This is a genomic window from Micromonospora sp. NPDC007220, assembly GCF_040634035.1.
Classification (GTDB): domain Bacteria; phylum Actinomycetota; class Actinomycetes; order Mycobacteriales; family Micromonosporaceae; genus Micromonospora; species Micromonospora reichwaldensis.
The window spans coordinates 296890-322593 of the sequence record NZ_JBEYEU010000004.1; the positions used below are offsets into that span (position 1 = coordinate 296890).

The window sequence follows — 25704 nt, forward strand, 5'->3', positions numbered from 1 at the left end:
GCGGTCAGGGGCGGCTGGCGTCGCCGCCCTCGGGGTCGTCGTCCGGGCGCCGCTGCTCCGGCTCGCCCGGGGCCTTCTCCTCCGGGCCGCCCGGCGCGCTGAAGTCGAAGCTCTCCAACTCACCGAGGTCCCACTCGGACATCGCGAAGGCCACGGGGTCGGCGAAGTCGTCGTCGGAGGGGAGCAGGTCGGGGTGGCCCCACAGGGCGTCCCGGCCGGCGATGCCCCGGTGCTCGGTCAGTGCCGCCCAGAGCGCCGCCGCCTCGCGCAGCCGGCGCGGACGCAGCTCCAGGCCGACCAGCGCCGCGAAGGTCTGCTCGGCTGGGCCACCGGCGGCCCGGCGGCGGCGGAACGCCTCGCCGAGGCTCACCACGTTGGGCAGCCGGCCGCTCGCCGCGCTGTCGACCACGTGGCACACCCAGCCCTCGACCAGGGCCAGGGCGGTCTCGAGCCGGGCCAGCGACGCCTTCTGCGCCGGGCTGTCCTCCGGCGTGAAGATGCCCTCCAGCGCGATCGCCTGCATCGACTCCGGGTCGGTCGGGTCGACCCGGCCCATCGCCTCCTCGATCGCCTCCCGGTTGACCCGGATGCCGGCCGCGTACATCTCGACGGCGTTGAGCACGTGCCCGCGCAGCCACGGCACGTGCTGGAAGAGCCGCTGGTGGGCGGCCTCGCGCAGGGCGACGTAGAGGCGCACCTCGTCCTCGGGCAGCTCCAGGCCCTCGCCGTACGCCCGGATGTTGGCCGGGATCAGCGCGGCCGTGCCGGCCGGGCCGAGCGGCAGCCCGATGTCGCCGGCGGAGAGCACCTCCGCGGCGAGCGAGCCGAGTGCCTGGCCGAGCTGGCCGCCGAAGAGCGCGCCACCGAGGGTGGCGACCATCGACTGCATCGGGCCGAGCTGGGCGCGCGCCTCCGGCGGCACCAGGTCGCCCATCGCGCCGACCATCCGGCTGGCGACCGGGTCGCAGAGCTTGCGCCAGACGTCGAGCGTCTTGTAGATCCACTCGTTGCGGTTCCAGGCCAGCGAGGTCTGGATGCCCGAGGGCAGGGCGGAGGCCGGCTCCAGCCACAGGTCCGCGAGCCGCAACGCCTCCTCCACCGCGTTGCGCTCGAAGGGCGACACCGCCGGGTCGCCCGCGGCGGCGAGTTGGCTGGCGGCCACCTGCCGGGCCAGGTCCCAGTTGACCGGCCCGCTGCCCGACGCGGAGAGCAGGTGCTGCAACTGCGACATGAACTGCTGCATCTGCGCGGGATCGTTGGGGTCTGGTGGTTGCCCACCCGGGAGCGCGAAACCGAACGGAATATCAGGCACGACGTCTACGGTACGCGCGCCGCGCCCCAGGTAGCTGCCGCTGGCGTTGCGCTGAGGGCGAAGTCGCGATTCACCCGCCGGAGGCCCCGATCCTGGTCGGTACGCTCTGCCGCATGAGACGTCGCGGCGTGACCGTCCTGCTCGGTGCTCTGCTCACCGCTCTGCTCAGCATCGGCGTGCTCGGCGCGCCCATCCCGTACGTGGTGCTCGGCCCGGGGCCGACGGTCAACACGCTCGGCAAGGAGAACGGCAAGGAGGTCATCCAGGTCACCGGCCGGGAGACGTCCACCTCCGCCGGCCAGCTCCGGCTGACCACGGTCGGGGTGCAGCCCTCGGTCAAGCTGCGCTCGGCGATCCAGGGCTGGTTCTCCGACGACGAGGCGGTGGTACCCCGCGAGCTGGTGTACCCGCCGGGGGAGAGCCGCAAGCAGGTCGAGGAGCGCAACGCGGAGGACTTCCGGGTCTCGCAGACCAGCGCGGAGACCGCGGCGCTGCGGGAGCTGGGCTTCCCGGTGCAGGTGGTGGTCAAGACCGTCGCCGCCGACGGTCCGGCGGCCGGCGTACTCAAGCCCGGCGACGTGCTGACCTCGGTGGACGGGGAACCGGTCCCGTTGGCCACGCGCCTCACGGACCTGATCAGGGCGAAGCCGGCCGGGACCGCGCTGAGGATCGGCTACACCCGCGAGGGCGCCGCCGCGACGGCGGCGGTCACCAGCCGGGAGCAGGACGGGCGACCCCGCATCGGGGTGGAGATCGAGCAGCAGCAGCCGCACCCGTTCACCCTGAGCATCGACCTGGAGGACATCGGCGGGCCGAGTGCCGGCCTGATGTTCGCCCTCGGCATCGTGGACAAGCTGACCCCGGAGGACCTGACCGGCGGGAAGGTCATCGCCGGCACCGGCACGATCGACGACGCCGGCCGGGTCGGGCCGATCGGTGGCATCGCCCAGAAGCTGGTGGGCGCGAAGGAGGCCGGCGCGGTGGCGTTCCTGGTGCCAGCGGCGAACTGCGCCGAGGCCGTACGCAACCCGCAGCCCGGGTTGCCGCTGCTGAAGGTCGGCTCGCTGGACGAGGCACTGACCGCGCTGGAGACGCTGCGCGCCGGGGGTCAGCCGACCCGTTGCTGACCATGGGCGCGGGCGTTCCCGGCGTACGTGACGGGCCCGCACCGGCCGCCCGTCCGTCGACGCCTCCGCCGCGCGGCGCGACGCCGTGTGACCTTGGACCGACGCGTTCAGGAACACCCCGTACTCTGGGTGCCTGGTCGGAGCCGATCACATCGAGCGTGCGGAGCCAACAGTGGTCATGAAGAGCAGCAGCCCCCTGCCGAGGATGAGCCGACGCGGACGCGTCACGATCGGTGTCCTGGTCGGGGTGTTCGTGCTCTTCACCCTGCTCGGCTGGGGTGTCCGGGCGTGGACGGACTGGCTGTGGTTCGACGAGGTCCGCTACACCGGGGTCTTCACGGGGGTGCTGACGACCCGGCTGCTGCTCTTCTTCGCCGTCGGCCTCGGCATGGCGCTGATAGTCGGCGGCAACCTCTGGCTGGCCCAGCGGCTGCGCCCCCGGATGCGCCCGCACTCGCCGGAGCAGGCCACCCTGGAGCGTTACCGGATGCTGCTGGGCCCCCGGCTCGGCCTGTGGATCACGCTGGTCGCCACCGTGGTCGGCCTCTTCGCCGGGCTGTCGGCGCAGAGCCGGTGGAACCAGTGGCTGCTCTTCCGCAACGGCGGGGACTTCGGCGTGAAGGACCCGGAGTTCGGCATCGACGTCGGCTTCTACGTCTTCCAGTTGCCGTTCCTGCGCTACCTGCTCGGCGTGGGCTTCACCGCCGTGGTGCTCTCCGTGATCGGCGCGCTCGCCGTGCACTACGTCTTCGGCGGCGTCCGCCTCCAAGGCGTCGGCGACCGGATGACCAACGCCGCCCGGGCCCACCTGAGCACGCTCGTCGCGGTCTTCGTCCTGCTCAAGGCGCTCGCGTACGTGCTGGACCGGCGCGCGATGCTGCTGGAGTACGGCAACGGCCCCGTCTACGGCGCCGGCTACGCCGACGTCAACGCGCTGCTGCCGGCCAAGGAGATCCTCGCCTACATCTCCATCGTCGTGGCGATCGCGATCATCGTCTTCTCCAACGCCTGGATGCGGAACCTGGTCTGGCCGGGCATCTCGCTCGCCCTGCTGGGCGTCTCCGCCGTCGCCATCGGCGGCGTCTACCCCTGGGCGGTGCAGACCTTCGAGGTCAAGCCCAGCGCGAAGGAGAAGGAGGCGCCGTACATCGAGCGGAGCATCAAGGCCACCCGCTCGGCGTTCGGCCTGGAGGCGGCCACCACCACGCCGTACGCGGCGAGCAACCTGACCCCGCCGGCGACCCTCGCCACGGACACCTCCGTGGTGCCGAACATCCGGCTGCTCGACCCGCAACTGGTCTCCGAGACGTACACCCAGCGCCAGCAGGTCCGGCAGTTCTACGACTTCGGCGAGAAGTTGGACGTCGACCGGTACGGCGTCAACGGCAAGGTGCAGGACTACGTGGTGGGCCTGCGCGAGGTCAACTACCGGCAGTTGACCCCCCAGCAGAACACCTGGATCAACCGGCACACCGTCTACACCCACGGCTACGGGCTCGTGGCGGCGCCCGGCAACCGGGTGGTCTGCGGCGGTCAGCCCTTCTTCGTCTCCGGCTTCCTCGGCGACCCGCAGGAGCAGCAGAAGGAGCAGGGCCAGCAGACGAGCGAGCAGTGTGCCTCGCAGACCGAGCAGATCGCGGCGAAGCAGCCCCGCGTCTACTACGGCGAGCGGATGGACGCCAGCGACTACGCGATCGTCGGCCAGAGCGACCCGGCGCGGAAGGCGGAGTTCGACCGCCCGGTCGGCGAGGGCGGCGAGTCCTACACCTACACCGGTGAGGGCGGCGTCGAGATCGGCTCGTTCACCCGGCGGCTGCTTTACGCGATCAAGGAGCAGGAGTCGAACTTCCTGCTCTCCGACGCGGTCAACGACAACTCGAAGCTGCTCTACGTGCGCAACCCCCGCGACCGGGTGGAGAAGGTCGCCCCGTTCCTCACCCTCGACGGCGACCCGTACCCGGCGGTGGTCGACGGCCGGATCCAGTGGATCATCGACGGTTACACCACGGCGGCGACCTACCCGTACGCCGAGCGCGTCAACCTCCAGGAGCAGACGGCCGACGAGCTGACCGGGCGGGGCACCTTCCAGCTCGCCCGGGAGAACGTCAACTACATCCGCAACTCCGTGAAGGCCACCGTCGACGCGTACGACGGCACGGTCCGGCTCTACGAGTTCGACGAGACCGACCCGGTGCTCAAGGCGTGGAACAAGGCGTTCGGCGGTGACCTGGTGCTGCCGAAGTCGGAGATCCCGGCCGAGCTGGCCGAGCACTTCCGCTACCCGGCCGACCTGTTCAAGGTGCAGCGCAACCTGCTGACCCGGTTCCACGTGACCGACCCCGGCGCCTTCTACTCCGAGACGGACTTCTGGCAGGTGCCGAACGTGCCGGACGCCCCCGACACCGGCCAGAAGCAGCCGCCCTACTACCTCTACACGCAGTTCCCCGGCCAGGAGTCGGCGCGCTTCCAGCTCACCTCGGCGGTCACCCCGAACGGCCGGGAGAACCTCGCCGCGCTGATCTCCGGGTCGTACGTGGACGGGCAGCCGAGACTGGAGGTGCTCGACCTGCCCGACCAGACCCGGGTCTCCGGCCCGGTGCAGGTGCACCAGTCGATGACCAACAACGCGAACATCCGGCAGCAGCTCAACCTGCTCCAGTCCCAGCAGGCCCAGGTGCAGTACGGCAACCTGCTCTCCCTGCCGTTCGGCGACGGCATGCTCTACATCGAGCCGGTCTACGTGAAGACCGCCGCGCAGAACGCGCCGCCGCTGTTGCAGCGGGTGCTGATGTCGTACGGCGACGGCGGCTCCTACGTGGTGCTGGCCAACAACGTGACCGACGGCATCAAGCAGCTCGTCGAGCAGGGCAAGCAGGCCGCCGCCCCGGGCACCCCGCCGCCCGCCGGCGGCACCCCGCCCCCGGCCGGGGGCACGCCGCCGGGTGGGACCGCACCTCCGCTGACCGGCGAGCTGGCCGAGGCGGCGAACCGCGTACAGACCGCCATCGCGGAGGTCCGGGCCGCGCAGACCTCGGGCGACTTCGAGCGGTACGGGCGCGCGTTGAAGGCGCTCGACGAGGCGCTCACCGCCTTCCAGCGGGCCCAGCAGGCCGCCAGCACCCCGGCGTCCCCGGCACCCGGCGCCAGCGCTCCCGCGTCCCCGACGCCCAGCGCCCCGGCGTCCCCGGCACCGGGTGGCAGCGCCTCACCCACCCCGGGCGGCTGACCCGCACCGCCCTCACAGCGCCCCCGGCCGACGGACCGTTCCGGTCCCGACACCGGGGGCGCTGTCGCGTTCGCGACCACCGGCCGGGCACCGCAACCCGCCGTCCCACGTCGCCGTGGAGGAGGCGTACGCCCGGACCTGGCGGCACTGTGGGCCGGACCGGCCGCCCACCCGGCGCCGGAGGCGTGGCTGCGGCTGGTGGTCGCCCGGCTGCCCAAGACCGGTGGCGCGATTGCAGCGTTGGCGCGTGGCGCGTGGCGCGTGGCGTGGGGCGTGGGGCGGGCGCGCGCCACACGTGGCGTTGAGCCGCACCCACCGGGCCGCCTGAACCGGTGCCGCCGCCGAACGAGGACGGCGTGCTGCTGGCGGGCGCGCTGCGCCGGTTGCCGGACGCCCAGCGGCAGGCGCTCGCCCTGTACTACCGCCTCGACATGTCGGTGCGGTCAGTACCAGTGCGGGGGCGCTCCGCGAGCAGCCAGTCGTCGTTGCCGCCCCATCGCCCGGGAGACGTAGGTGCCCGCAGACACCGTCAAGTCGTGGTTGTCGTGGAGTGTCCCCGGGGTCGTTTTGCGGCGACGGGGGTCGGTGGGATACGGTATACGAACCGACGCGGGGTGGAGCAGCTCGGTAGCTCGCTGGGCTCATAACCCAGAGGTCGCAGGTTCAAATCCTGTCCCCGCTACCACGTCGGAACGGCCCCGGACTTCAATCCGGGGCCGTTCCGCATTTCCGGGCCACCGCTGCCCGACGATCACGCGGCTCCGGCTCCGGCTCCGGCTCCGGCTCCGGCTCCGGCTCCGGCTCCGGCTCCGGCTCCGTGCCGCCCGCCGCCTGCCGCCCACCGTCGGCTGCCGCCGCCGCTCGCCGCTGCATGCCTGCCTGCCGTCGCCTGCCGCTGCCCACCTGTTTGCTGCATGCCTGCCCGCTGCCCGCTGCCCGTTGGCTGGACCGGCGGTTGTGCATTGCGTCAGTGCGGAGGCGGAGTGACTGACGTCACGCGATCCGTCGGCGGACATCGGCGGGGGCGACAACACGGCGGCGAGAACCGCGACCGGTCGCGCAGGAACGCCAACGGCCACCACTGGCGACGGACGCACGGCCGAACGACCGGACAGGCGGGCGTGCGGCGGCGTGATCAGGACTCCATGGACCTTAAAAAGCCCGGATAACGTCCATGGCGTCCTGATCACCGGATTCTCGCGCGAGAAGGCAGCGTGCGCACCAAAGGAGGCAGCCCGGAGGCGGGCCGGAGCCCGGAGGTGGCCGGGAGCCCGGAAGCGGACCGAGATGTGTCATTACCGCCACTGCGGCCGGGCGCGGCGTGAGTCGGGCTGGGGCGTCGGGTGCCTCGTGCCGGCCTCCGGCGCCGGTTTGCGCTGGTCAGGGCAGGGTTTACCGCAGGATCGGGGGTCCGCTGATCATCGCCCGTCGGGTGCGCTAGAGTTAACGAGCCGACGCGGGGTGGAGCAGCTCGGTAGCTCGCTGGGCTCATAACCCAGAGGTCGCAGGTTCAAATCCTGTCCCCGCTACCACGTCGAAGAGGCCCCGGAGATTCTCTCCGGGGCCTCTTCGCATCTTGCCTCCGGCGTCGACGTGTCGCATCGGTCGACGACGGGCTTCATCACCCCCGGACTACGACGCACCCGCCGACATGCGGGCCGGCCGGCGGGAGTGCCGGGCCTGGGACATCCGCGACTCGTGCTCCGGGTGCTCGCGGTGCGGGGCGCGGGCGACCCACGGAACTGGGCCAGGGGGTGCCCGGGCGCGGCGCGCGTTGCTCGTTGACCGACGTGCCGAGGTTGCGGTTGTCGGCGAAGATGTGGGCATGTCTTCTTTCGGTAAGTGGTGGGGCCGGTTGACCGCCGTTTTCGGTGCGGTCGTGTTGTCGGTGTTCGTGCCCGTTGCGGCCTGGGCGTCCACCGGCACGGGTGAGCTCGTGGTGGAGGCCGCGCGGCGGCGGCGCGGTGGTGGCGGCTTCGGCTTCATCGGCCTGCTCTGCTGCCTGGTCGTGGTGGCCGGCGTCGTCTTCCTCCTGATGCGCATGATGCGCAACCGCCGAGGCGGTCCGCCGCGCTGAGGCGGGTCCGCCGCGCTGAGGCGGCCCGCTGGCGCGCCGGTGTTCCGGCAGCGCGACGGTGCCCTGCCCTGCCTCGGCCGAGGCAGGACATCCGACCCGGCACCCCCGCCGGTGGCGGCCTCGTGGTGACCGGCCCTATCCGGCCAGCGCCGCGTCCGCCCGGGCCATGAAGCGGGTCGTCGCCGCCCGAGGGCCGGTCCGGCCGCCGCGAATGCTCTCGGCGGCCTCCAGCAGCAGCGCCCGCACCCGGGGGTGGCCCTGCGGCGGTGGGCTGGGCGCCGGTCCCAGCCGGGCGGCCAGTGCGGTGCCGAGGGCGGCCGCGCGCCGCTGCGCCGGCTCGGTGATGCTGCCCTCGACGTAGCTGCGCACGGCGAGGCTGGGGCTGAGCCCGCGCTCGTGACCGAGCACGCTGCCCGCCTCGCCGTTGCCGGTCAGGAAGTTGATCACGTCGGCGACCAGGTCGGGGTGCCGGGTGCCGCGGAAGGCCGCCCAGTACATCGACGCCCGGTGCCACTGGGCCTCCGGGGGACCCGGCATGGCGGCCAGGCCCAGCTCGGCGTCGGTGAGGCGTTGGAGTTCCGGTAGCTGGTGCGACCAGGCGAACGAGGCGGCCGTCGCGCCGGTGACCACGAGCTGCTGGATGGGTTCGCCGCCGTCGGCCTGCTCCACGAGTGCGGCGCTCGGGGTGGCCCGGCTGGAGCGGGCACGCCGCCACAGGTCGAACCATTCGATCAGCGCGTCGGCGTCGAAGCCGAGCTGTCGACCGCGGTAGAACTCACCGCCCTGGCCGCGCAGCCAGAGCCAGAGCGCCCGGTAGTCGCCGGACGGGTCCATCGTGCCGGCCACCCGGCCGTCGCTCGCCCGGGTGACCCGTCGCGCCCAGGCGACGTACTCCGCCCAGGACATTCCCGTGTTCGGCTCGGGCAGCCGCAGCCGGCGCAGCAGCGTGCGGTCGTAGACCACGGCGGCGGCGGTCTGTGCCGCTGCGACGCCGACCGTACGGCCGTCGACCTGCCCGTACCGGACCAGGCCCTGGGGCAGGGTGCGCAGGTCCAGGCGGTGGTCGGCGACGTACCCGCTGAGGTCCAGGACGATCTCGCGGCGGGCGTACTCGGCGAGCATGCTGTCGTCGAGCTGGATCAGGTCGGGCACGTTGCCGCCCGCGGCCTGGGTGGCCAGCCGGTCGTAGTAGCCGCCGGCGCCCTGCCAGGTGATCCGGAAACCGACGCGGGGATTGCGGTCGGTGTAGAGCCGCAGCACCCGCTCGGTGAGTTCGGCCCGCTTCGCCCCGCCGTACCAGAAGACCGACAGCTCGACGGGCCCGGTCTCCACCGGGGCCGTCCGGCCCTCGGTGCACCCGGTGAGCCCGCCGGTCGCGAGCACCGGCGCACCCAGCATCGCGGCGAGCACCCGACGTCGGCCCGGATCCGCTTCGGCGCGGGGCAGCGGGGATCGGGCAACGGGCACGAAGAACTCCTGGCGGACCGGTGGGGCGGGCGGCCGGATCATTCACGCAGGCGCGCGCGAGGGTGTCAACGTACGTCCGGCCACACCACCACATCCCAGGCGTACGCATCGATGCCCGCAGCCACCGGCGGAGGCCGTGGCCGGCCCGCATGGTGTACTAGGGCGCGTGGAACTTCTGCACTCGGGCAAGGTGAGGGATGTCTACGCCGACGGCGAGGACCTGATCCTGGTCGCCTCCGACCGCATCTCGATCTACGACGTGGTGCTGCCGACGCCGATCCCCGACAAGGGCAAGCTGCTCACCGCGCTCTCGCTGTGGTGGTTCGAGCAGCTCGCCGACCTGGTGCCGAACCACGTCATCTCCGCCACCGACGTGCCGGCGGAGTTCGCCGGTCGGGCGATCCGCTGCCGGCGGCTGGAGATGGTCGCGGTGGAGTGCGTCGCCCGGGGCTACCTGACCGGCGGCGGCCTGAAGGAGTACCAGCGCACCGGCGCGGTCTCCGGCGTCGAGCTGCCGCGCGGGCTGGTCGAGGCGTCCATCCTGCCCGAGCCGATCTTCACCCCGTCGACCAAGGCGCCGGTGGGCGAGCACGACGAGCCAATCACCTTCGCCGAGGTGGTGGACAAGGTCGGCGCCGAGACCGCCGAGCGGCTGCGCCGGATCACGCTCGACGTCTACCGCCGGGGGGCCGAGCTGGCCGCCGACCGGGGCATCCTGGTCGCCGACACCAAGATCGAGCTGGGCTGGGCGCCGGACGGCACGCTGACCGTCGGCGACGAGCTGCTCACCTCCGACTCGTCCCGGTTCTGGCCGGCGGAGTCGTACCAGCCGGGCCGGGCGCAGTTCTCCTACGACAAGCAGTACGTCCGGGACTGGGCGGTGGAGAGCGGCTGGGACCGGCAGGGCCCGGCGCCCGAGGTGCCGGCCGAGGTGGTCGAGGCGACCCGGGCCCGCTACGTCGACGTCTACGAGAAGCTGACCGGCAACCGCTGGGACTGAGCGGGGGGCCGCCGGTGCCCAACGGGCTGGGCGGCCTCGACCGATGCCGGGCGGCCTCGACGAGGTTCCGGGCGGCGCGGCGGTCAGTCCACCCAGTCGAGGGTGCGCTGGACGGCCTTGCGCCAGTTGCGCAGCTCCCGCTCCCGGTGCGCCGGTTCCATCGTCGACTCCCACTGCGCGTCGGAGCGCCACTGGCCACGCAGCGTCGCCAGGTCCGGCCAGAAGCCGACCGCCAGGCCGGCCGCGTACGCCGCGCCGAGGCAGGTGGTCTCGGTGATCCGGGACCGGACCACCGGCACGTCGAGCACGTCGGCGAGGAACTGCATCAGCAGCCCGTTGGCGGTCATCCCGCCGTCGACCCGCAGCCGGCGCAGCGCCACGTCGGAGTCGGCGTTCATCGCGTCGACCACCTCGCGGGTCTGCCAGGCGGACGCCTCCAGCGCGGCCCGGGCCAGGTGGCCCTTGGTGATGTAGCCGGTCAGCCCGGCGATGATCCCGCGCGCGTCGCTGCGCCAGTGCGGGGCGAACAGCCCGGAGAAGGCCGGCACGACGTAGCAGCCGCCGTTGTCGTCGACGGTGCGGGCCAACTCCTCCACCTCGGGCGCGGTGGAGATCAGCCCGAGGTTGTCACGCAGCCACTGCACCAGCGAGCCGGTGACCGCGATCGCCCCCTCCAGCGCGTACGCGGCGGGCTGGCCCTGGATGCGGTAGGCGACCGTGGTGAGCAGGCCGTGGGTGGAGGGGACCGGGCTGGCACCGGTGTTGAGCAGCAGGAAGCTGCCGGTGCCGTAGGTGCACTTGGCCTCGCCCGGCTGGAAGCAGGTCTGCCCGAACAGGGCGGCCTGCTGGTCGCCGAGCGCGCTGGCGGCCGGCACCCCGGCCAGGACGCCGGTGGCCTCCCCGTAGACCTCGGCGGAGCTGCGGATCTCCGGCAGCATCGCGGCCGGCACCCCCATCGCGTCGAGCAGCTCCGGGTCCCAGTCGAGGGTGCTCAGGTCCATCAGCAGGGTGCGGCTGGCGTTGGTCACGTCGGTGACGTGCCGGCCGGTGAGCTTCCAGATCAGCCAGCTGTCCATCGTGCCGAAGAGCACCTCGCCGGCCTCGGCGCGCCCGCGCAGCCCGTCGACGTGATCCAGCAGCCACCGCAGCTTCGGCCCGGCGAAGTAGGTGGCCAGCGGCAGGCCGGTGCGGGAGCGGAACCGCTCCTCGCCGTACGCCTGGTCGAGCTCACGCAGCAGCGGCGCGGTGCGGGTGTCCTGCCAGACGATCGCGTTGGCCACCGGCCGCCCGGTGGCCCGGTCCCAGACGAGCGTGGTCTCCCGCTGGTTGGTGATGCCCACGGCGGCGAGCCCGGCGGCGTCGGTGCCGGCGGCGTGCAGCGCCTCCCGGACCACCCGCTGGACGTTGTCCCAGATCTCCTCGGCGTCGTGCTCCACCCAGCCCGGCCGGGGGAAGATCTGCCGGTGCTCCCGCTGGGCGACGGAGACGATCTCCCCGGCCCGGTCGAAGACGATGCACCGCGAGGAGGTGGTGCCCTGGTCGATGGCGGCGACGTACTGGGGGGTCACGGCAGCACCGTACCCGGCCCGACCGATCTTCGCCGGCCGGCGGCGGGCCCCGCCGCGGAACGGGTCCCGATCACGTCCGTACGATGTGCGGACGTGCGTGACATCGCCGTCTTCAGTGGTACCGCCCACCCCGACCTCGCCGCCGAGATCTGCACCCACCTCGACGTGCCGCTGCACCCGGTGCGGGTCTCCCGGTTCGCCAACGACTGCCTGGAAGTGCAGTTGCAGGCCAACTGCCGGGAGCGGGACGTCTTCCTGATCCAGCCGTTGGTGCCGCCCGTGCAGGAGAACCTGGTCGAGCTGCTGCTCATGATCGACGCGGCCCGGGGCGCCTCGGCCGGCCGGATCACCGTGGTGCTGCCGCACTACGCGTACGCGCGCTCCGACAAGAAGGACGCGCCGCGCATCTCGATCGGCGGGCGGCTCGTCGCCGACCTGCTCACCTCGGCGGGCGCGGACCGGGTGCTGGCGATGACCCTGCACTCGCCCCAGGTGCACGGCTTCTTCAGCGTGCCGGTCGACCACCTGCACGCGCTGCGCGAGCTGGCCGAGCACTTCACCCGCTACGACCTGAGCAACACGGTGGTGGTCTCGCCGGATCTCGGCAACGCCAAGGAGGCGGCGGCGTTCGCGCGGCGGCTCGGCACCCCGGTGGCCGCCGGGGCGAAGCAGCGGTTCAGCGACGACCGGGTCAAGATCAGCGCGGTGATCGGCGACGTGACCGACCGGGACGTGATCGTGCTGGACGACGAGATCGCCAAGGGCAGTACGGTGATCGAGCTGATGGAGCACCTGCGCGAGCTCCGGGTCCGCTCGATCCGGCTGGCCTGCACCCACGGCCTCTTCTCCAGCGGCGCTTTGCAGCGGCTCAGTGAGCAGGAGGGCGTGCTGGAGATCGTCTGCACGAACACGGTGCCGATCCCCGCCGACAAGCGGGTGCCGAAGCTGGAGATCCTGTCCGTGGCGCCGGCCCTGGCCGAGGCGATGCGCCGGATCCACAACGGCGAATCGGTGAGCGCCCTCTTCGCCTGACCCGCCCCGGGCCGCAGGTCCCGCCGGGGTCAGTCGTGGCGGTGGCGGCCGGTGTGCTGGGGGGCCGCGACGGCGGTGCTGATGCGGACCGTCGTGCCGCGGGCGCCGGTCTCCACGTCCATGCTGTCGCTCAGCTCCCGGGCCAGCCAGAGACCCCATCCGCCGGCGGTGTCGGCGGCGGGGCGGCTCCGGTCGCCCAGCCGCTGCGTGCTGATTCCCTGCCCGTGGTCGGAGACCTCGCAGAACAGCTGGCCCGACTGCCGCCACAGCCGCAGCCAGCCCCGGCCGCCGCCGTGCCGGACCGCGTTGGTGATCAACTCGTTGACCGCCAGCACGAAGTCGTCCAGCCGCTGCCCGCTGAGGCCCGCCGCGTGCGCGCAGGAGGTGACCGAGTGGCGCAGCCCGGTCACCTGGGCCTGGTCGAAGGCCTCGGCGATGAGAAGGGAAGGTTCGATGGGCACAACCGTACGCTGTGCTCCGGGTTCCGCATTCGTCATGGCCCCGTCCCGACAGCGGATCGTGGATGTTTCGCGGCATTTCCACCGTACGTCAGGGTTCCTCCGGCCGCATCCGACGGCCCACGGGACCGTCCTGGCGGCTGTGGCATCGTGACGGGCGTGTCGACGCCGCCCGGTGGTTTCGAGGTCCCGCTCTGGCGCGCCATCGCCGTGTTCCGGGTGGCCTCCCTGGCGTACGTCTGCGTGCTGGCGCTCCGGGACGCCGACCGGTACGCCCATCCGCTCGCGGCCGGCGGCCTGGTCCTGCTGATGGCGGCCTGGACCGGCGTGACCGCCGTCAACTACGCCCACCCGGCCCGCCGAGGCTGGCCGCTGCTCCTGGCGGACCTGGGGGTCGTCGTCGGCATCATGCTGGCCACCCCGTGGGTGATCGGGCGGCCGGCGCTCGCCGCCGGCGTGCCCAGCCTCACCGTGGCCTGGCTGGCCGGACCGGTGCTGGCCTGGGCGGTCTCCGGCGGTCGACGCCGGGGCACGGTCGCCGCGCTGGCGCTCGGCGCGGTGGACCTCGCCACCCGCGAACGGATCGGCCAGTCGTCGCTCACCGGGACGATCCTGCTGCTGCTCGCCGGCGTGGTGGTCGGGCACGTCGCCCGGCTGGCGGTGACCGCCGAGGAGCGGCTGCACCGGGCGGTGGAGCTGGAGGCCGCCACCCGGGAGCGGGAGCGGCTGGCCCGGGACATCCACGACGGCGTGCTCCAGGTGCTGGCGCTGGTGCAGCGGCGCGGCGCCCACCTGGACGGCGAGGCAGGGGAGTTGGCCCGGCTCGCCGGGGAACAGGAGGCCGCGCTGCGCGCCCTGATCGGCGGCGCCACGCCGGTCGCGCCCACCGCCCACGGCGGGCCGGTGGACCTGCGTGGGCTGCTCGGCCGGTACGCCTCGGCGACGGTCTCGCTGTCCGCGCCGGCCACCCCGGTGCCCCTGCCCGGGCGGGTCGCCCACGAACTGGCCGCCGCGACCGCCGCCGCCCTCGACAACGTGGCCCGGCACACCGACGGGCGGGCCTGGGTGCTCGTCGAGGACGAGGGGGCGACGGTGACCGTGTCGATCCGCGACGAGGGGCCGGGGTTCCCGGACGGCCGGCTGGAGGAGGCCGCCGCCGAGGGCCGGCTCGGCGTCGCCCGGTCGATCCGGGGCCGCCTCGCGGACCTCGGGGGCACGGTGCGGATCACCTCCGCGCCGGGCGCCGGCACCGAGCTGGAACTGACCGTTCCGAGGGAGGGACAACCGTGACAGGCGTACGGGTGATGGTGGTCGACGACCACCCGATGTGGCGGGAGGGGGTGGCCCGGGACCTCACCGAGGCCGGCCACGTCGTCGTCGCCGCCAGCGGAGAGGGTCGGCAGGCGCTGCGGGTGGCCGCCGCCGCCCGGCCGGACGTGGTGATCCTCGACCTGCAACTGCCGGACGTCTCGGGGGTGGAGGTGGTCCGCGGGCTGCGCGCCGTGCTGCCGGAGGTGCGGGTGCTGATGCTCTCGGCCAGCGGCGAGCAGCAGAGCGTGCTCGACGCGGTGAAGGCGGGCGCCACCGGCTACCTGGTCAAGTCGGCCGCCCCGGCGGAGTTCCTGGAGGCGGTGCGCCGGACGGCGGCGGGGGAGCCCGTCTTCACGCCCGGCCTGGCCGGGCTGGTCCTCGGCGAGTACCGCCGGCTCGCGGCCGACCCGGACGGCGCCGGACAGGCCGGCGGGCGCGACGCCCGGGGTGCCGGCCCGGCGCCCCGCCTGACCGACCGGGAGACCGAGGTGCTGCGCCTGGTCGCCAAGGGGATGTCCTACAAGCAGATCGCCGAGCGGCTCGGGCTGGCCCACCGCACCGTGCAGAACCACGTGCAGAACACGCTCGGCAAGCTCCAACTGCACAACCGGGTCGAGCTGACCCGGTACGCGATCGAACGGGGGCTCGACGACTGAGGGGCCGCCGGGGAACCGCCCCCGAAGGGTTCCCCGACGGCCCTCCGGGCCGGTTCAGACCGAGTGCGGTGGACGCGTCTCGTGGATGGCCAGCTCCTCGGCGCTCGCGCCGCCGCCGGCCGAACCGGCGTCGTACGCCACCGAGTCGGTCTCCTGGTCGGTGTGCGCCCCCTCGTCCGGTTCGACGAGCCGGCCGACCTGGCCGTCGCTGACACTGCCCAGCTTGCCGTGGTCGTAGAGCGACACCGGCGAGTCCGGGTCGGAGGTGGGGCCGGGATCGATGACGTCCGCGTCGAGCTGGGCCTGCGCCGCCGCCTCCTGGCTGTCGGCCTCGGCGGCGATGTCCGGGTCGACGGGGCCGGCGAGCGGGTCGTCGGCCGGGCGTTCGTGCTGCTCCCGGTCGAGCTTGTAGTCCAGCGACTCGCCGTCGAGCTGCTCCTCGGCGGTGTTCCCGTACCGGTCCACCGCGACCGGCGTCCGGTCGCCCGGCAGCTGGGCGGGCTCCGGACCGTCCGCCTCGCGCCCGGTCAGGACGTCGTCGTTGGCGGTCGAGTCGTCGTCGGCGGTGTCGGGCAGGCCCTCCGCCTCGGGGTCGGACACGGGGGTCGGGTACTCGTCGTCGCGCATGGCTGATCACTACCCACTGCCCTCCCGGCATAACCGGTGCCGCCCGTGGCCATCCGGGCGGAAGGGGCACGTCGGGGGACGCCGGGGCAGGAATCGGGGCGGCGCTCAGCCGGGGTGGGCGGTGGTCTCGTCGTCGGCGTGCAGCACGCACCAGACGACCTTGCCGTCCGGCACCCGGCTGCTGCCCCAGCTGCGGGCGACGGTGTGGATCAGCAGCAGGCCGCGCCCGCCCGCGGTGTCCAGCGGCGGCTGTCCGGTGAACGCCGGCTGACGCGGCGAGTGGTCGCGTACCGCCAGGTGCAGCGCGCCGCCCCGGGGTGCCAGGCGGACCGTCATCGGGGTGTGCGCGTGGGCGACCACGTTGTTCACCATCTCGGTGACCGCGATGCCGGCCGGCTCGATCAGCTCGGGCAGGTCCCAGCGCCCGCAGCCCTCCGTCACGAGCTGCCGGGCCTGCCGGGCCGCCCCGACGGCGGGGGGAAGGTCGGTCTCGGCCACTGCGGCCAGCGGCGCGGCGGCAAGCCCGGCCAGCGCCCCGGCCAGGGTCGGCCAGGCGGGCACCCCCTCGACGGCGCCGGTCGGATCGCAGAGCAGCAGGTCGGCGGCGGGCCAGTCGCGTACCTCCCGGCACACCTCGGCGAAGACGTCCCGGGCGGCCGGGTCGGTCACCCGCAGGGCGGTGAGGTCGGCGAGGACCGGGCCGGGTCGGCAACAGAACTGAGCGAGCAGGCCGTCGCGCACCACGCCGACGCCGGACCGGTCGAGTGTCCCGGTCAGCCGGAGCACGCCGGACGCCCCGTCCGCCTCCACCCGGCAGCCCGCGTCGGTGGACATGATCGGCTCCGTCCCGCCTTGCGGGCCAGGCAGCGCACCGTGCACCGTCCGCCCGGACCGCGCACCCGACCGCTCGGCCCCCGGCATCAGCGTCTCGTTCCCGCGCGGCGGGTCATCGCGGCCACCGTCCCGACGGCCGTCCCCGCCGCGGCCAGCCCGAAGGCGGCGGTCATCCGCACCAGGTGCCGCCGCCGGCCGTGCCAGCCGCCCTCGCGCTGCGCCGCCGCGTCGGCGTGGAAGACGTTGCCGGTGCTCTCCGGCCGTGGCGCGGGCCCGAACTGGGTGCGGTGCGCGTACCAGCCGAGGACCCGCTCGGCGAACGCCGGGGCGAGCCGCCACTGGAGGCCGATCAGCCGGGCGGCGCCGCCGGCGTACGCCTCGCGCCGCGGGCGGCGCAGCAGCCGGACGATCGTCTCGGCCACCACCTCGGGCGGGTAGACCGGAGGCGGCGGTACCAGTTCCCGGCCGCTGTGGTTGGCGGCGTGCCGGAAGAACGGGGTGTCGATGGTGGCCGGCAGCACCGTGCAGATGGAGATGTTGCCCCGCCCGGTGACCCGCATCTCCTGGCGGACCGTGTCGGCCAGCCCGCGGATGCCGTGCTTCGTGGCGTTGTACGCCGACTGGTAGGGCATCGCCACCTCGGCCAGCACGGAGGCGTTGTTGACCAGCACCCCGCCACCCGCCGCGCTCAGGTGGGGCAGGGCGGCCCTGGTGCCGTACGCGGCGCCCAGCAGGTTGACCTCCAGCACCCGGCGGAACTCCGCCACGGGGATCTCGTCGAAGAGCCCGACCGCGCCGACCGCGGCGTTGTTGATCCAGCCGTCGATCCGGCCGAACTCGGCGACCGCGCGGGCGGCGAGCCGCTCGACGGCAGCCGGATCGGTCACGTCGGTCGGCACCGCCAGCGCCCGCCCGCCCAGCTCCCGGCACCGCACGGCGACCTCCTCCAGCGCCGCTTCGCTGCGGGCGGCCAGCACCACGGCGGTGCCGCGCCGGGCGAGGGCGTACGCGGTGGCCGTACCGATGCCGCTGGAGGCGCCGGTGAGCACGACGGTGGCGTCGGCGAGGCTGCGGGTGAGAGGCATTCCTCGCCCGTACCCCCGTCGGCAGGGGTCATGCGGCCGGCGCCGGTCGGATACTCGCGGCCCCGGGTCGGGGTGGCGCCCGCCCCGCAACAGTTGCCGTCGCGCAAGCACCCGCCGGGCTCTTCCCGATCTGCCAGGTTTCGGCTCCCGGGGGTTCGGTTAATGGGACCCTCTGACCGAGGACCACCGCTTGAGAAGATCGCATGGAGGTGACCCATGCGCGTCGGCCTCGTCTGCGCGCACGCCGGCCCAGCCAGGGGCACCGACGGCCTGACCGTCGGCACCCACCAGCACATCGCCCGGGTCGCCGCCGAACTCGCCGCGCGGGGCCACGACGTCCGGGTGTACGAACGCCGCGACGACCCGGCCCTGCCGGAGACGGCGACGGTCGAGGGCTACCGGGTGGAGCGGGTGCCGATCGGCCCGGCCGCCCCGCTGCCCACCGCCGAACTGGTGCCGCACGTGTCCGCGTTCGGCGCCTGGCTGGCCGAGAGGTGGACGGGCGACTGGCGTCCCGAGGTGGTGCACGGGCACTACTGGGTCGGCGGGCTGGCCGCCGCGCACGCGGTCCGCGAGACGGACGTCCCGGTGGTGCAGACGTTCCACTCCCTCGGCGTCGAGCAGCTGCGCCACCTCGGCCGGCAGTACGACGGGCCGGGGGAGCGGATCCCGCTGGAGCGGGCGCTGACCCGGGCGGTGGACATCGCGGTCGCCCAGTGCAACGACGAGGTCGACGAGCTGACCCGGATGGGGTTGCAACGCGCCTCCGTGGCGATGGTGCCGGCCGGCGTCGACACCGCGCAGTTCCACCCCGACGGCGAGGCCGCGCCCCGCGACCAGCGGGCCCGGATCCTCTCCGTCGGCGGGCTCTCGGCCGGGCACGGCCAGGAGGACCTGATCCGGGCCATGCGACTGGTCGGCGACGCCGAGCTGGTGATCGCCGGCGGCCCGCCCGTCGGGCAGCTCGCCAACCACGCCGAGGCCCGGCGGCTGCGCGAGCTGGCCGAGCGCAGCGGGGTGGCCGACCAGGTGAAGCTGGTGGGCGCGGTGCCGCACGAACAGATGGCCACCTGGTACCGCTCGGCGGACGTGGTCGCCTGCACCCCGCACTACTCGTCCGCCGGCCGGGTGTCGCTGGAGGCGATGGCCTGCGGGGTGCCGGTCGTCGGCTACTCGATGGGCGGGATCGCCGACGCCGTGGTCGACGAGGTCACCGGCCGGTTGGTGCCGCCGGGCGACGTCCGCGCGCTGGGCGTGACGCTGCGCCGGCTGCTCGCCGACAACGCCGGGCGGTTCGCGTACGGGCACGCCGCCGTCGACCGGGTGCGGTGCAGCTACACCTGGGAGCGGACGGCGGGCGCGCTGGAGCGCCTCTACGAGCGGGTGGTGAGCCGCCGCAAGCCGGTCGAGGCGGCCTGACCCGGGGCCGGCGGTCCGAGGCGGCCTGACCCGGGCCGGCCGCCCCCGCGCGCCCGGTTCAGAGGGGGCGACCGGGCGCTCCGACGCCCACCATGCGCCGGTCGCGTTCCCCGGCCACCGCGTGGTGGTGCTGGGGTTCGGCGTACCGGGTGAGACCGATGACCGCCGCGAGGGTGACCAGGAACCCGACCGCGGCGAGCCACTCCCGCCCGGGCCAGATCTTGTCGTTGAGCAGGAGCAGGCCGACGATCGCGGCGGGCACCGCCCCGGCGGCGTCCATCGCCGCCACGGCGGCCGTGGTCGAGCCGCGTTGCATGGCCAGGCCGAGCAGCAGCTGGCCGACGACCGAGTGGACGATCAGCAGGTAGAGCAGCGGATCCTGGACGAACGCCTCCGGCGTCGGGGCGGAGGCGAGGGGCCGGGCGGCCACCGCGGCGGCGGAGAACGCCAGCCCGGCCAGCGCGCCGAGCGCCACCGAGCCGGGCGCCCCGTGCAGGCGTACGGCGAAGAAGCCGATCACGGCGATCACGCCGAGCGCCACCGCCAGGGCGATCAGGCCGGCGGTGCCGAGCGGCTTGGCCGGCGCGGGCTCGGCGGAGAGCACCAGCGCGGTGATGCCGGCGAACAGCAGCACCAGCAGGGCCACCTCGGCGGCCGGCAGCCGCCACTTCAGCACCAGCACGCCGAGCAGGGCGGTGACCCCGAGCCCGGCGGCGACGCTGGACTGGACCAGGAACAGCGGCAGGTCCCGGCGGGCGAGCAGGGCCAGCACGAACCCGGCGACCTGGCAGCCGAGCCCGACCAGGTACGTGCGGTGCCCCGCCAGCCGCAGCAGCAGTCCCGGGTCGAAGGAGTGGTGCACGGTGGTGCGGGCGGCGGCCACCGACTGGAGCAGGTTGGCGACGCCGTACGCGACGATCATGGCCGCGAGGAAGCACCAACCGGAGGAGACCACCTGGCGAGGATAGAGGCTGTCGGAGGTCAGTGCTCGGTTGGCCGACCCAGCCGGGCGAGGATGTCGGCGTGCAGCGCGCCGTTGCTGGCAACGGCGCTGCTCTCGGTGCCGGCGTCGCCGGAGGGGGCGGGCCGGCCGGCCAGGTCGGTGAACGTCCCGCCCGCCTCGGTGACGATCGGCACGAGCGCGGCGACGTCCCACAGCGACAGCTCCGGCTCCACCATCACGTCCAGCGCGCCCTCGGCCAGCAGCATGTAGCCGTAGAAGTCGCCGTACGCCCGGCTGCGCCAGGTGTCCCGCATGAGCTGGAGCATCGCGTCCAGCCGCCCGGCGGACTCCCACCCCGTCAGCGACGAGTAGCAGAAGCTCGCGTCCGCGAGGTCCCGTACCGCGGAGACCCGGATCGGCGTGCCACCGGCGGCGTCCGGCCCCGCGTACGCGCCCTCGCCGAGCGCGCCCCACCAGCGGCGGCCGAGCGCCGGCGCGGAGACCAGTCCGGCGACCGGGCGGTCCCCCTCCAGCAGCGCGATCAGGGTGGCCCACACGGGCACGCCCCGGATGAAGTTCTTCGTGCCGTCGATCGGGTCGACCACCCAGCGGCGACCGTCCGGGCCGCTGGCGGGCTCCTCGCCGTACTCCTCGCCCAGCAGACCGTCGGCCGGCCGGTGCACGGCCAGCAGCGCCCGGATCTCCCGCTCCACCGCGGTGTCCGCGTCGGAGACCGGGGTCAGGTCGGGTTTCGCCTCGACCCGCAGGTCGAGCGCGCGGAACCGGGCCGTGGAGACGGCGTCGGCGGCGTCGGCGAGCAGGTGGGCGAGGGCGAGGTCGTCGGCGTACCCGGGCATGCCCAAACGGTAGCGGCGACCGGGTCAGGACCCCGCGAGCGGGTCGCCGGGATTCCGCTGGTCGGGTTCGCGCGCGTCGCCCTCGCCCGACCGGGAGGCCAGCAGCCGGCGGTACGAGGCCAGCCGCCGCGCGTCGGCCTTGCCGGCGGCGATCCAGGCGTCCAGCCCGCAGGCGGTCTCGTCCGGCGTGTGCGGGCAGTTGGCGGGGCAGTCGACCGTCCCCTCGACCAGGTCGGGGAAGCCGTGCAGCAGGCTGTCGGCGGAGACGTGCGCGAGCCCGAAGCTGCGTACCCCCGGGGTGTCGACGATCCAGCCGGCGGGGGCGTTCCCGCCGTGCGCCGGGTCCCGGGGCAGTCGCAGCGCCACCGCGCTCGTGGAGGTGTGCCGGCCCCGGCCGATCGCGCTGACCGTGCCGACCGCCCGGGCGGCGTCCGGCACGAGGCGGTTGACCAGCGTCGACTTGCCCACCCCGGAGTGCCCGACCATGACCGAGATCCGCCCGGCGAGCAGGTCGCGCAGGGCGTCGAGGTCGGAGTCCGGGCGGATCAGCACGTACGGCAGCTCCAGCTCGGCGTAGTAGTCGAGCACCGCCTCGGGGCCGGCGAGGTCGGCCTTGGTGAGGCAGAGCAGCGGCTCGATGCCGGCGTCGTACGCGGCCACCAGGCACCGGTCGATGAAGCCGGTGCGCGGCGGCGGGTCGGCCAGCGCGCTCACGATGACCAGCTGGTCGGCGTTGGCGACGACCACCCGTTCCAGGCGTCCCTCGGCGGTGGTCTCGTCGTCGTCGGCGGTGCGCCGCAGCACCGACGTCCGTTCGGCGATCCGGACGATCCGGGCCAGCGCCCCGGCCGCGCCGGAGGTGTCCCCGACCAGGCCGACGCGGTCGCCGACCACCACCGACTTGCGCCCCAGCTCCCGGGCCCGCATCGCGGTGACCAGGGGCGCGTCCGGCTCGGCGTCGGGCGGCACGCACGTGTAGCGGCCCCGGTCGACGGCGATCACGAAGCCGTCCACCGCGTCGGAGTGCCGGGGTCGGGTGCGGGTACGCGGGCGCGACGACTTGCCGGGCCGCACCCGGACGTCGTCCTCGTCGTACTCCCGCCGTCTGGTCGCCAGGACCCGCCCCCGTCGTGTCAGCTCTTGCCGGTCACCAACGCCGACCATAGTGCCGGAAACTCGGGCATGGTCTTCGAGGTGCATGCCACGTCGCTCAACTCGATGCCGGGGACGGCCAGGCCGGCCACGGCGGCGGCGTGCGCCATCCGGTGGTCGTGGTAGGTCTCGAACACCCCGCCGTGCAGCGGCCGGGGCCGGATCTCGAGCCCGTCGGGGGACTCAGTGATGTCGGCGCCCAGGGCGGCGAACTCCCGCGCCAGCGCGGTCAGCCGGTCGGTCTCGTGGCCGCGGATGTGGCCGACGCCGGTGAACACCGACGGCGAGTCGGCGAGCATGGCCAGCGCGGTGAGCGCCGGGGTCAGCTCGCTGACGTCGGAGAGGTCGGCCTCGATGCCGTGCACCGCGCCGGTGCCCCGGACCGTCAGCCCGTCGGTGGAGAGGGTCACCTCGCCGCCCATCCGCTGGAGCAGCGAGCGGAGCTGCTCGACGGGCTGGGCGCTGCTGCGCGGCCAGCCCTGGAGGGTCACCTCGCCGCCGGTGACCAGGGCGGCGGCGAAGAACGGCACGGCACCCGAGAGATCCGGCTCGATCTCCCAGCCGCGCCCCGTCAGCGGGCCCGGCTCGACCACCCACACGTCGGGGGTGCCGTCGTCGACCGCCGCGCCGGCGGCCCGGAGCATCTGCACCGTCATCCGCAGGTGCGGCGCGGAGGGCACCGGCGGGCCCACGTGCCGGACCACCACGCCCCGGTCGAAGCGCGGCGCGGCCAGCAGCAGCCCGGAGACCAGCTGGCTGGAGGCGGACGCGTCGATCACCACCTCGCCGCCGGCCACCCGCCCGGCGCCGAGCACGGTCAGCGGCAGGCTGCCGGTGGCGGGCGCGTCCACGCGCGCGCCGAGGGAGCGCAGCGCCCCGATCAGCGGGCCGAGGGGCCGGGTGCGCGCCTGCGGGTCGCCGTCGAAGGTGATCCGCCCGTCGGCCAGGCCCGCCACGGGCGGGACGAAGCGCATCACGGTGCCGGCCAGGCCGACGTCGACGTGCGCGGGGCCGACCAGCGGGTGGGGGCGGACCAGCCAGCGCTCGTCGTCGCTGATCGACATGTGCGCGCCCATCGCGCGCAGCCCGGCGGCCATCAGCTCGGTGTCCCGCGCGCGCAGCGGCCCGGCCAGGGTCGACGGTCCGCCGGCCAGCGCGCTCAGCACCAGGGCGCGCGCGGTCATCGACTTGGACCCGGGCAGGCGCAGCGTCGCCGCGACCGGGTCGGAGGCGGTCGGAGCGGTCCACGGCTGCGGCGGCCGGGTCGCGATCAGGTTCCCCACGGTTACATTCTGCCGCGTCCGACGGCGGGTGGCGCCGGCCGGCACGCGTCCTCCCGGTCAGCGGGACAGCCGGGCGGCGCGCGGCGGGTTAGCGTGTGCGGCATGTGCGGGAGGTACGCGACGACCCGGAGCGCGGGCGACCTGAGCGCGCTGTTCGAGTCCCAGGACGAGACCGGCGACGGGGTAGGCCCCGACCACAACGTCGCGCCCACCGATCCGGTGCCGCTGGTGCGGGTCAGCCCGGAGGGCCACCGCGCGCTGTCGGTCGGCCGCTGGGGCCTGGTGCCGTCCTGGTCCAGGTCGCCCGCGGGCGCCGCCCGCATGATCAACGCCCGCGCCGAGACGGTCGCCACCAGCCGGGCGTACGCCGGGGCCTTCGCCCGCCGCCGCTGCCTCGTCCCCGCCGACGGCTGGTACGAGTGGGGCCGCGCGGCCGACGGGCGCAAGCAGCCCTACTACATGACCCCGTCGGACGGCTCGGTGCTCGCCTTCGCCGGCATCTGGTCGGTCTGGGACGGCTCCGGCGGCCCGCTGCTGACCTTCAGCGTGCTCACCACCGCCGCGTTGGGCGAGTTGGCCGAGGTGCACGACCGGATGCCGCTGCTGCTGCCCCGCGACCGCTGGGGGGCGTGGCTGTCGACCGACGAGCCGGAGGGCCTGCTCGCGCCGCCCCCGCCCGACTGGCTCGCGGCGCTGGAGATCCGCCCGGTGGGCACGGCGGTGGGCGACGTGCGTAACGACGGGCCGCAGTTGACCGAGAGGGTGCCGCTCGCCCGGGCCGCCGCGCCGGAGGAAATGACGCTCTTCTGACAGTCCGACACATTGTCGGGCGTGATTTGCCAGAGTTGCGGGCGAATCGTCGCCCCGACGTTCACCCATATTCGCCGTGAAGTCTTGTCCCGGTGTCCGGAAGTGCGATACAACACAGCGCCGGTAGTGGGCGCGACTCGCACGGGGCGGACGACGCACACCGATCTTGCCGGTCCCACGGGGGAGGTGGGTGGATGACACGGGCACGTATGCCCCGGCCGCACGAGGTGGCCACCGCACGACGGGATCCGCGGCTGTTGCGGGCGTTGCGGGAGCGGCGACAGGACGAGGCGTGGCGCACCAGGGGAACCTGCCAGAACGTCGACCCGGAAACGTTCTTTCCGGCGCCGAACGAGCCGGCCGACGCGGCCGTCGCGCTCTGCCGCAGCTGTGACGTGCAGGGATCCTGCCTGGCCTGGGCGCTGGACGTGGGTGACTGCCACGGCGTCTGGGGCGGTACCACCCCGCGCGAACGGCGGGCGATGCTGGTCGCCTGGCGCGACGAGGTGCAACCGGATCCGGACGCCGCCCGCGAGGCGGGTCCGCCGGTCCGGGACCGGCTGCTCACCCTGGTGCCGCTGAGCTGACCGTCGACTGAACCGGTCGCAGCCGGCCCGCCACCTCGGCGGGCCGGCTGCCCGTCGTGCCCCGGACACCGCAGAATGGGCCGATGCCCGAGGACGACGACGTACCCACCCCGCGCGGGCCCGCCCGGGTCGACACCGACCTGCCGGCGGGTGCGCCGAGCGCCCTGCTGGTGCTCGGGCACGGCGCGGGCGGCGACGTCGACGCTCCCGACCTGCGTGCGCTCCGGGACGCGGCGGTCGACGCCGGTCTGGTGGTGGCCCGGGTGACCCAGCCGTACCGCGTCGCCGGACGCCGTGCGCCGGCACCGGCGGGGCACCTCGACGAGGCGTGGACCGCCGTGCTCGCCGTGCTGCGGCAGCGGCATCCCGGCGTACCGCTGCTGGTGGGCGGCCGGTCCAGCGGCGCGCGGGTGGCGTGCCGCACCGCGCCCGCGGTGGGCGCCGCCGGGGTCGTCGCGCTCGCGTTCCCGCTGCATCCGCCCGGCCGCCCGGAGCGGTCGCGGGCGGCGGAGCTGGCGACCGGCCTGCCGACCCTCGTGGTCAACGGCGACCGTGACCCGTTCGGGGTGCCGGAGCCGGGGCCGGGGGTGCACGTGGTGACCCGCCCGGGGGAGCGGCACGACCTGCGGGGGGACCCGGCCGGCACGGCCGCCGTGGTGCGCGACTGGCTGCGCGGGCAGGGCTGGGCGCGAGGCTGAACGCCGCCCCCGCCGCATCGCCGGGCGCTCCGGCGGGCCGTGTCCGCCTGCCGCGGCGGGTCGTTGCATCGGATGGCGCCGGACGCCCGGTTCGGGCGGGCGGCGCCGGTCCTCCCAGGCCCTTCCTGGTCCCAGCGTCGGCCTCCGCCGGCGCCGGGACCAGGAACGGGGGAGG

General features: G+C 74.5%; 22 protein-coding genes and 2 tRNA genes. 13 read left to right on the forward strand and 11 right to left on the reverse strand.

Annotated elements, in window-relative coordinates; all coding sequences use genetic code 11:
• Positions 1–4 precede the first annotated feature (4 nt).
• Complete coding sequence (locus tag ABZ573_RS11940; protein WP_165947701.1) at positions 5–1312, reverse strand: zinc-dependent metalloprotease; 1308 nt, start codon at positions 1310–1312, stop codon at positions 5–7.
• 113 nt (positions 1313–1425) lie between these two features.
• Between ABZ573_RS11940 and ABZ573_RS11945 the strand changes: the two genes are divergently transcribed.
• The 5 genes from ABZ573_RS11945 (at position 1426) to ABZ573_RS11965 (ending at position 7742) form a co-directional block, all read left to right on the forward strand.
• A complete protein-coding gene (locus tag ABZ573_RS11945; RefSeq protein WP_151456066.1) occupies positions 1426–2439 on the forward strand; it encodes a PDZ domain-containing protein in 1014 nt (337 codons plus the stop codon).
• 178 nt (positions 2440–2617) lie between these two features.
• On the forward strand, positions 2618–5665 hold the full coding sequence (locus ABZ573_RS11950) for a UPF0182 family protein (protein WP_327029509.1): 3048 nt from the start codon (positions 2618–2620) through the stop codon (positions 5663–5665).
• A gap of 608 nt (positions 5666–6273) precedes the next feature.
• A tRNA-Met gene (locus ABZ573_RS11955) sits at positions 6274–6350 on the forward strand.
• Between the two features lie 770 nt (positions 6351–7120).
• Positions 7121–7197, forward strand: a tRNA-Met gene (locus ABZ573_RS11960).
• Positions 7198–7490: 293 nt separating this feature from the next.
• Entirely contained in the window at positions 7491–7742 is a 252-nt protein-coding gene (locus tag ABZ573_RS11965) for a hypothetical protein (RefSeq protein WP_151455355.1), read from the forward strand.
• Positions 7743–7877: 135 nt separating this feature from the next.
• Here the strand turns inward: ABZ573_RS11965 and ABZ573_RS11970 are convergent, their stop codons facing one another.
• A complete protein-coding gene (locus tag ABZ573_RS11970; RefSeq protein ID WP_358117725.1) occupies positions 7878–9209 on the reverse strand; it encodes an extracellular solute-binding protein in 1332 nt (443 codons plus the stop codon).
• A 166-nt stretch (positions 9210–9375) separates the two neighbouring features.
• Between ABZ573_RS11970 and ABZ573_RS11975 the strand changes: the two genes are divergently transcribed.
• Positions 9376–10209: a phosphoribosylaminoimidazolesuccinocarboxamide synthase gene (locus ABZ573_RS11975; protein WP_151455357.1), complete on the forward strand. Its 834-nt coding sequence runs from the start codon at positions 9376–9378 to the stop codon at positions 10207–10209.
• A gap of 83 nt (positions 10210–10292) precedes the next feature.
• Here ABZ573_RS11975 and glpK read toward each other — a convergent pair whose 3' ends face one another.
• Positions 10293–11777: a glycerol kinase GlpK gene (gene glpK, locus ABZ573_RS11980; protein WP_358117728.1), complete on the reverse strand. Its 1485-nt coding sequence runs from the start codon at positions 11775–11777 to the stop codon at positions 10293–10295.
• A gap of 93 nt (positions 11778–11870) precedes the next feature.
• On the opposite strand from glpK, the gene ABZ573_RS11985 reads away from it, so the two are divergent.
• A complete protein-coding gene (locus tag ABZ573_RS11985) occupies positions 11871–12809 on the forward strand; it encodes a ribose-phosphate pyrophosphokinase (protein ID WP_358117731.1) in 939 nt (312 codons plus the stop codon).
• Between the two features lie 29 nt (positions 12810–12838).
• Here ABZ573_RS11985 and ABZ573_RS11990 read toward each other — a convergent pair whose 3' ends face one another.
• Positions 12839–13306: an ATP-binding protein gene (locus tag ABZ573_RS11990; RefSeq protein WP_358117734.1), complete on the reverse strand. Its 468-nt coding sequence runs from the start codon at positions 13304–13306 to the stop codon at positions 12839–12841.
• Between the two features lie 120 nt (positions 13307–13426).
• Here ABZ573_RS11990 and ABZ573_RS11995 point away from each other — a divergent pair, with 120 nt between their 5' ends.
• Together ABZ573_RS11995 and ABZ573_RS12000 are read left to right on the forward strand one after the other, a co-directional pair.
• Positions 13427–14557, forward strand: a complete 1131-nt coding sequence (locus tag ABZ573_RS11995; RefSeq protein WP_151455361.1) for a DUF5931 domain-containing protein — start codon at positions 13427–13429, stop codon at positions 14555–14557.
• Between the two features lie 14 nt (positions 14558–14571).
• Positions 14572–15234 (forward strand): response regulator transcription factor, encoded by a 663-nt coding sequence (locus tag ABZ573_RS12000; RefSeq protein ID WP_358117877.1) that lies wholly within the window; start codon positions 14572–14574, stop codon positions 15232–15234.
• 54 nt (positions 15235–15288) lie between these two features.
• Here the strand turns inward: ABZ573_RS12000 and ABZ573_RS12005 are convergent, their stop codons facing one another.
• The 3 genes from ABZ573_RS12005 to ABZ573_RS12015 form a co-directional block, all read right to left on the reverse strand.
• Entirely contained in the window at positions 15289–15861 is a 573-nt protein-coding gene (locus ABZ573_RS12005) for a DUF5709 domain-containing protein (protein WP_151455362.1), read from the reverse strand.
• Between the two features lie 105 nt (positions 15862–15966).
• Positions 15967–16695, reverse strand: coding sequence for an ATP-binding protein (locus ABZ573_RS12010; protein ID WP_225852277.1), 729 nt, complete (start codon positions 16693–16695; stop codon positions 15967–15969).
• 86 nt (positions 16696–16781) lie between these two features.
• The gene (locus tag ABZ573_RS12015; RefSeq protein WP_151455364.1) at positions 16782–17780 is read right to left on the reverse strand and encodes an SDR family oxidoreductase; all 999 of its coding nucleotides are present in this window, start codon (positions 17778–17780) and stop codon (positions 16782–16784) included.
• A 216-nt stretch (positions 17781–17996) separates the two neighbouring features.
• Between ABZ573_RS12015 and ABZ573_RS12020 the strand changes: the two genes are divergently transcribed.
• Entirely contained in the window at positions 17997–19199 is a 1203-nt protein-coding gene (locus ABZ573_RS12020; RefSeq protein ID WP_358117880.1) for a glycosyltransferase, read from the forward strand.
• Between the two features lie 58 nt (positions 19200–19257).
• Here the strand turns inward: ABZ573_RS12020 and ABZ573_RS12025 are convergent, their stop codons facing one another.
• Genes ABZ573_RS12025 through aroA form a run of 4 tightly spaced genes read right to left on the reverse strand, consistent with a single transcriptional unit; the run spans position 19258 to position 23434 of the window.
• Positions 19258–20154 carry a hypothetical protein gene (locus tag ABZ573_RS12025; RefSeq protein ID WP_151455366.1) on the reverse strand — a complete coding sequence of 299 codons (897 nt, stop codon included), beginning with the start codon at positions 20152–20154 and terminating at the stop codon, positions 19258–19260.
• A 26-nt stretch (positions 20155–20180) separates the two neighbouring features.
• On the reverse strand, positions 20181–20999 hold the full coding sequence (gene hisN, locus ABZ573_RS12030) for a histidinol-phosphatase (protein WP_151455367.1): 819 nt from the start codon (positions 20997–20999) through the stop codon (positions 20181–20183).
• A 24-nt stretch (positions 21000–21023) separates the two neighbouring features.
• The gene (gene rsgA / locus ABZ573_RS12035) at positions 21024–22163 is read right to left on the reverse strand and encodes a ribosome small subunit-dependent GTPase A (RefSeq protein WP_358117741.1); all 1140 of its coding nucleotides are present in this window, start codon (positions 22161–22163) and stop codon (positions 21024–21026) included.
• Complete coding sequence (gene aroA / locus ABZ573_RS12040; protein WP_151455368.1) at positions 22133–23434, reverse strand: 3-phosphoshikimate 1-carboxyvinyltransferase; 1302 nt, start codon at positions 23432–23434, stop codon at positions 22133–22135. Before aroA ends, rsgA begins: the two co-directional genes overlap by 31 nt.
• A gap of 102 nt (positions 23435–23536) precedes the next feature.
• On the opposite strand from aroA, the gene ABZ573_RS12045 reads away from it, so the two are divergent.
• The 3 genes from ABZ573_RS12045 to ABZ573_RS12055 all read left to right on the forward strand — a co-directional run bounded on the left by ABZ573_RS12045 (position 23537) and on the right by ABZ573_RS12055 (position 25529).
• A complete protein-coding gene (locus ABZ573_RS12045) occupies positions 23537–24244 on the forward strand; it encodes an SOS response-associated peptidase (protein ID WP_358117744.1) in 708 nt (235 codons plus the stop codon).
• 194 nt (positions 24245–24438) lie between these two features.
• Positions 24439–24831, forward strand: a complete 393-nt coding sequence (locus ABZ573_RS12050) for a WhiB family transcriptional regulator (protein ID WP_121399693.1) — start codon at positions 24439–24441, stop codon at positions 24829–24831.
• 83 nt (positions 24832–24914) lie between these two features.
• Positions 24915–25529: an alpha/beta family hydrolase gene (locus ABZ573_RS12055; RefSeq protein ID WP_358117749.1), complete on the forward strand. Its 615-nt coding sequence runs from the start codon at positions 24915–24917 to the stop codon at positions 25527–25529.
• Positions 25530–25704: the final 175 nt, after the last annotated feature.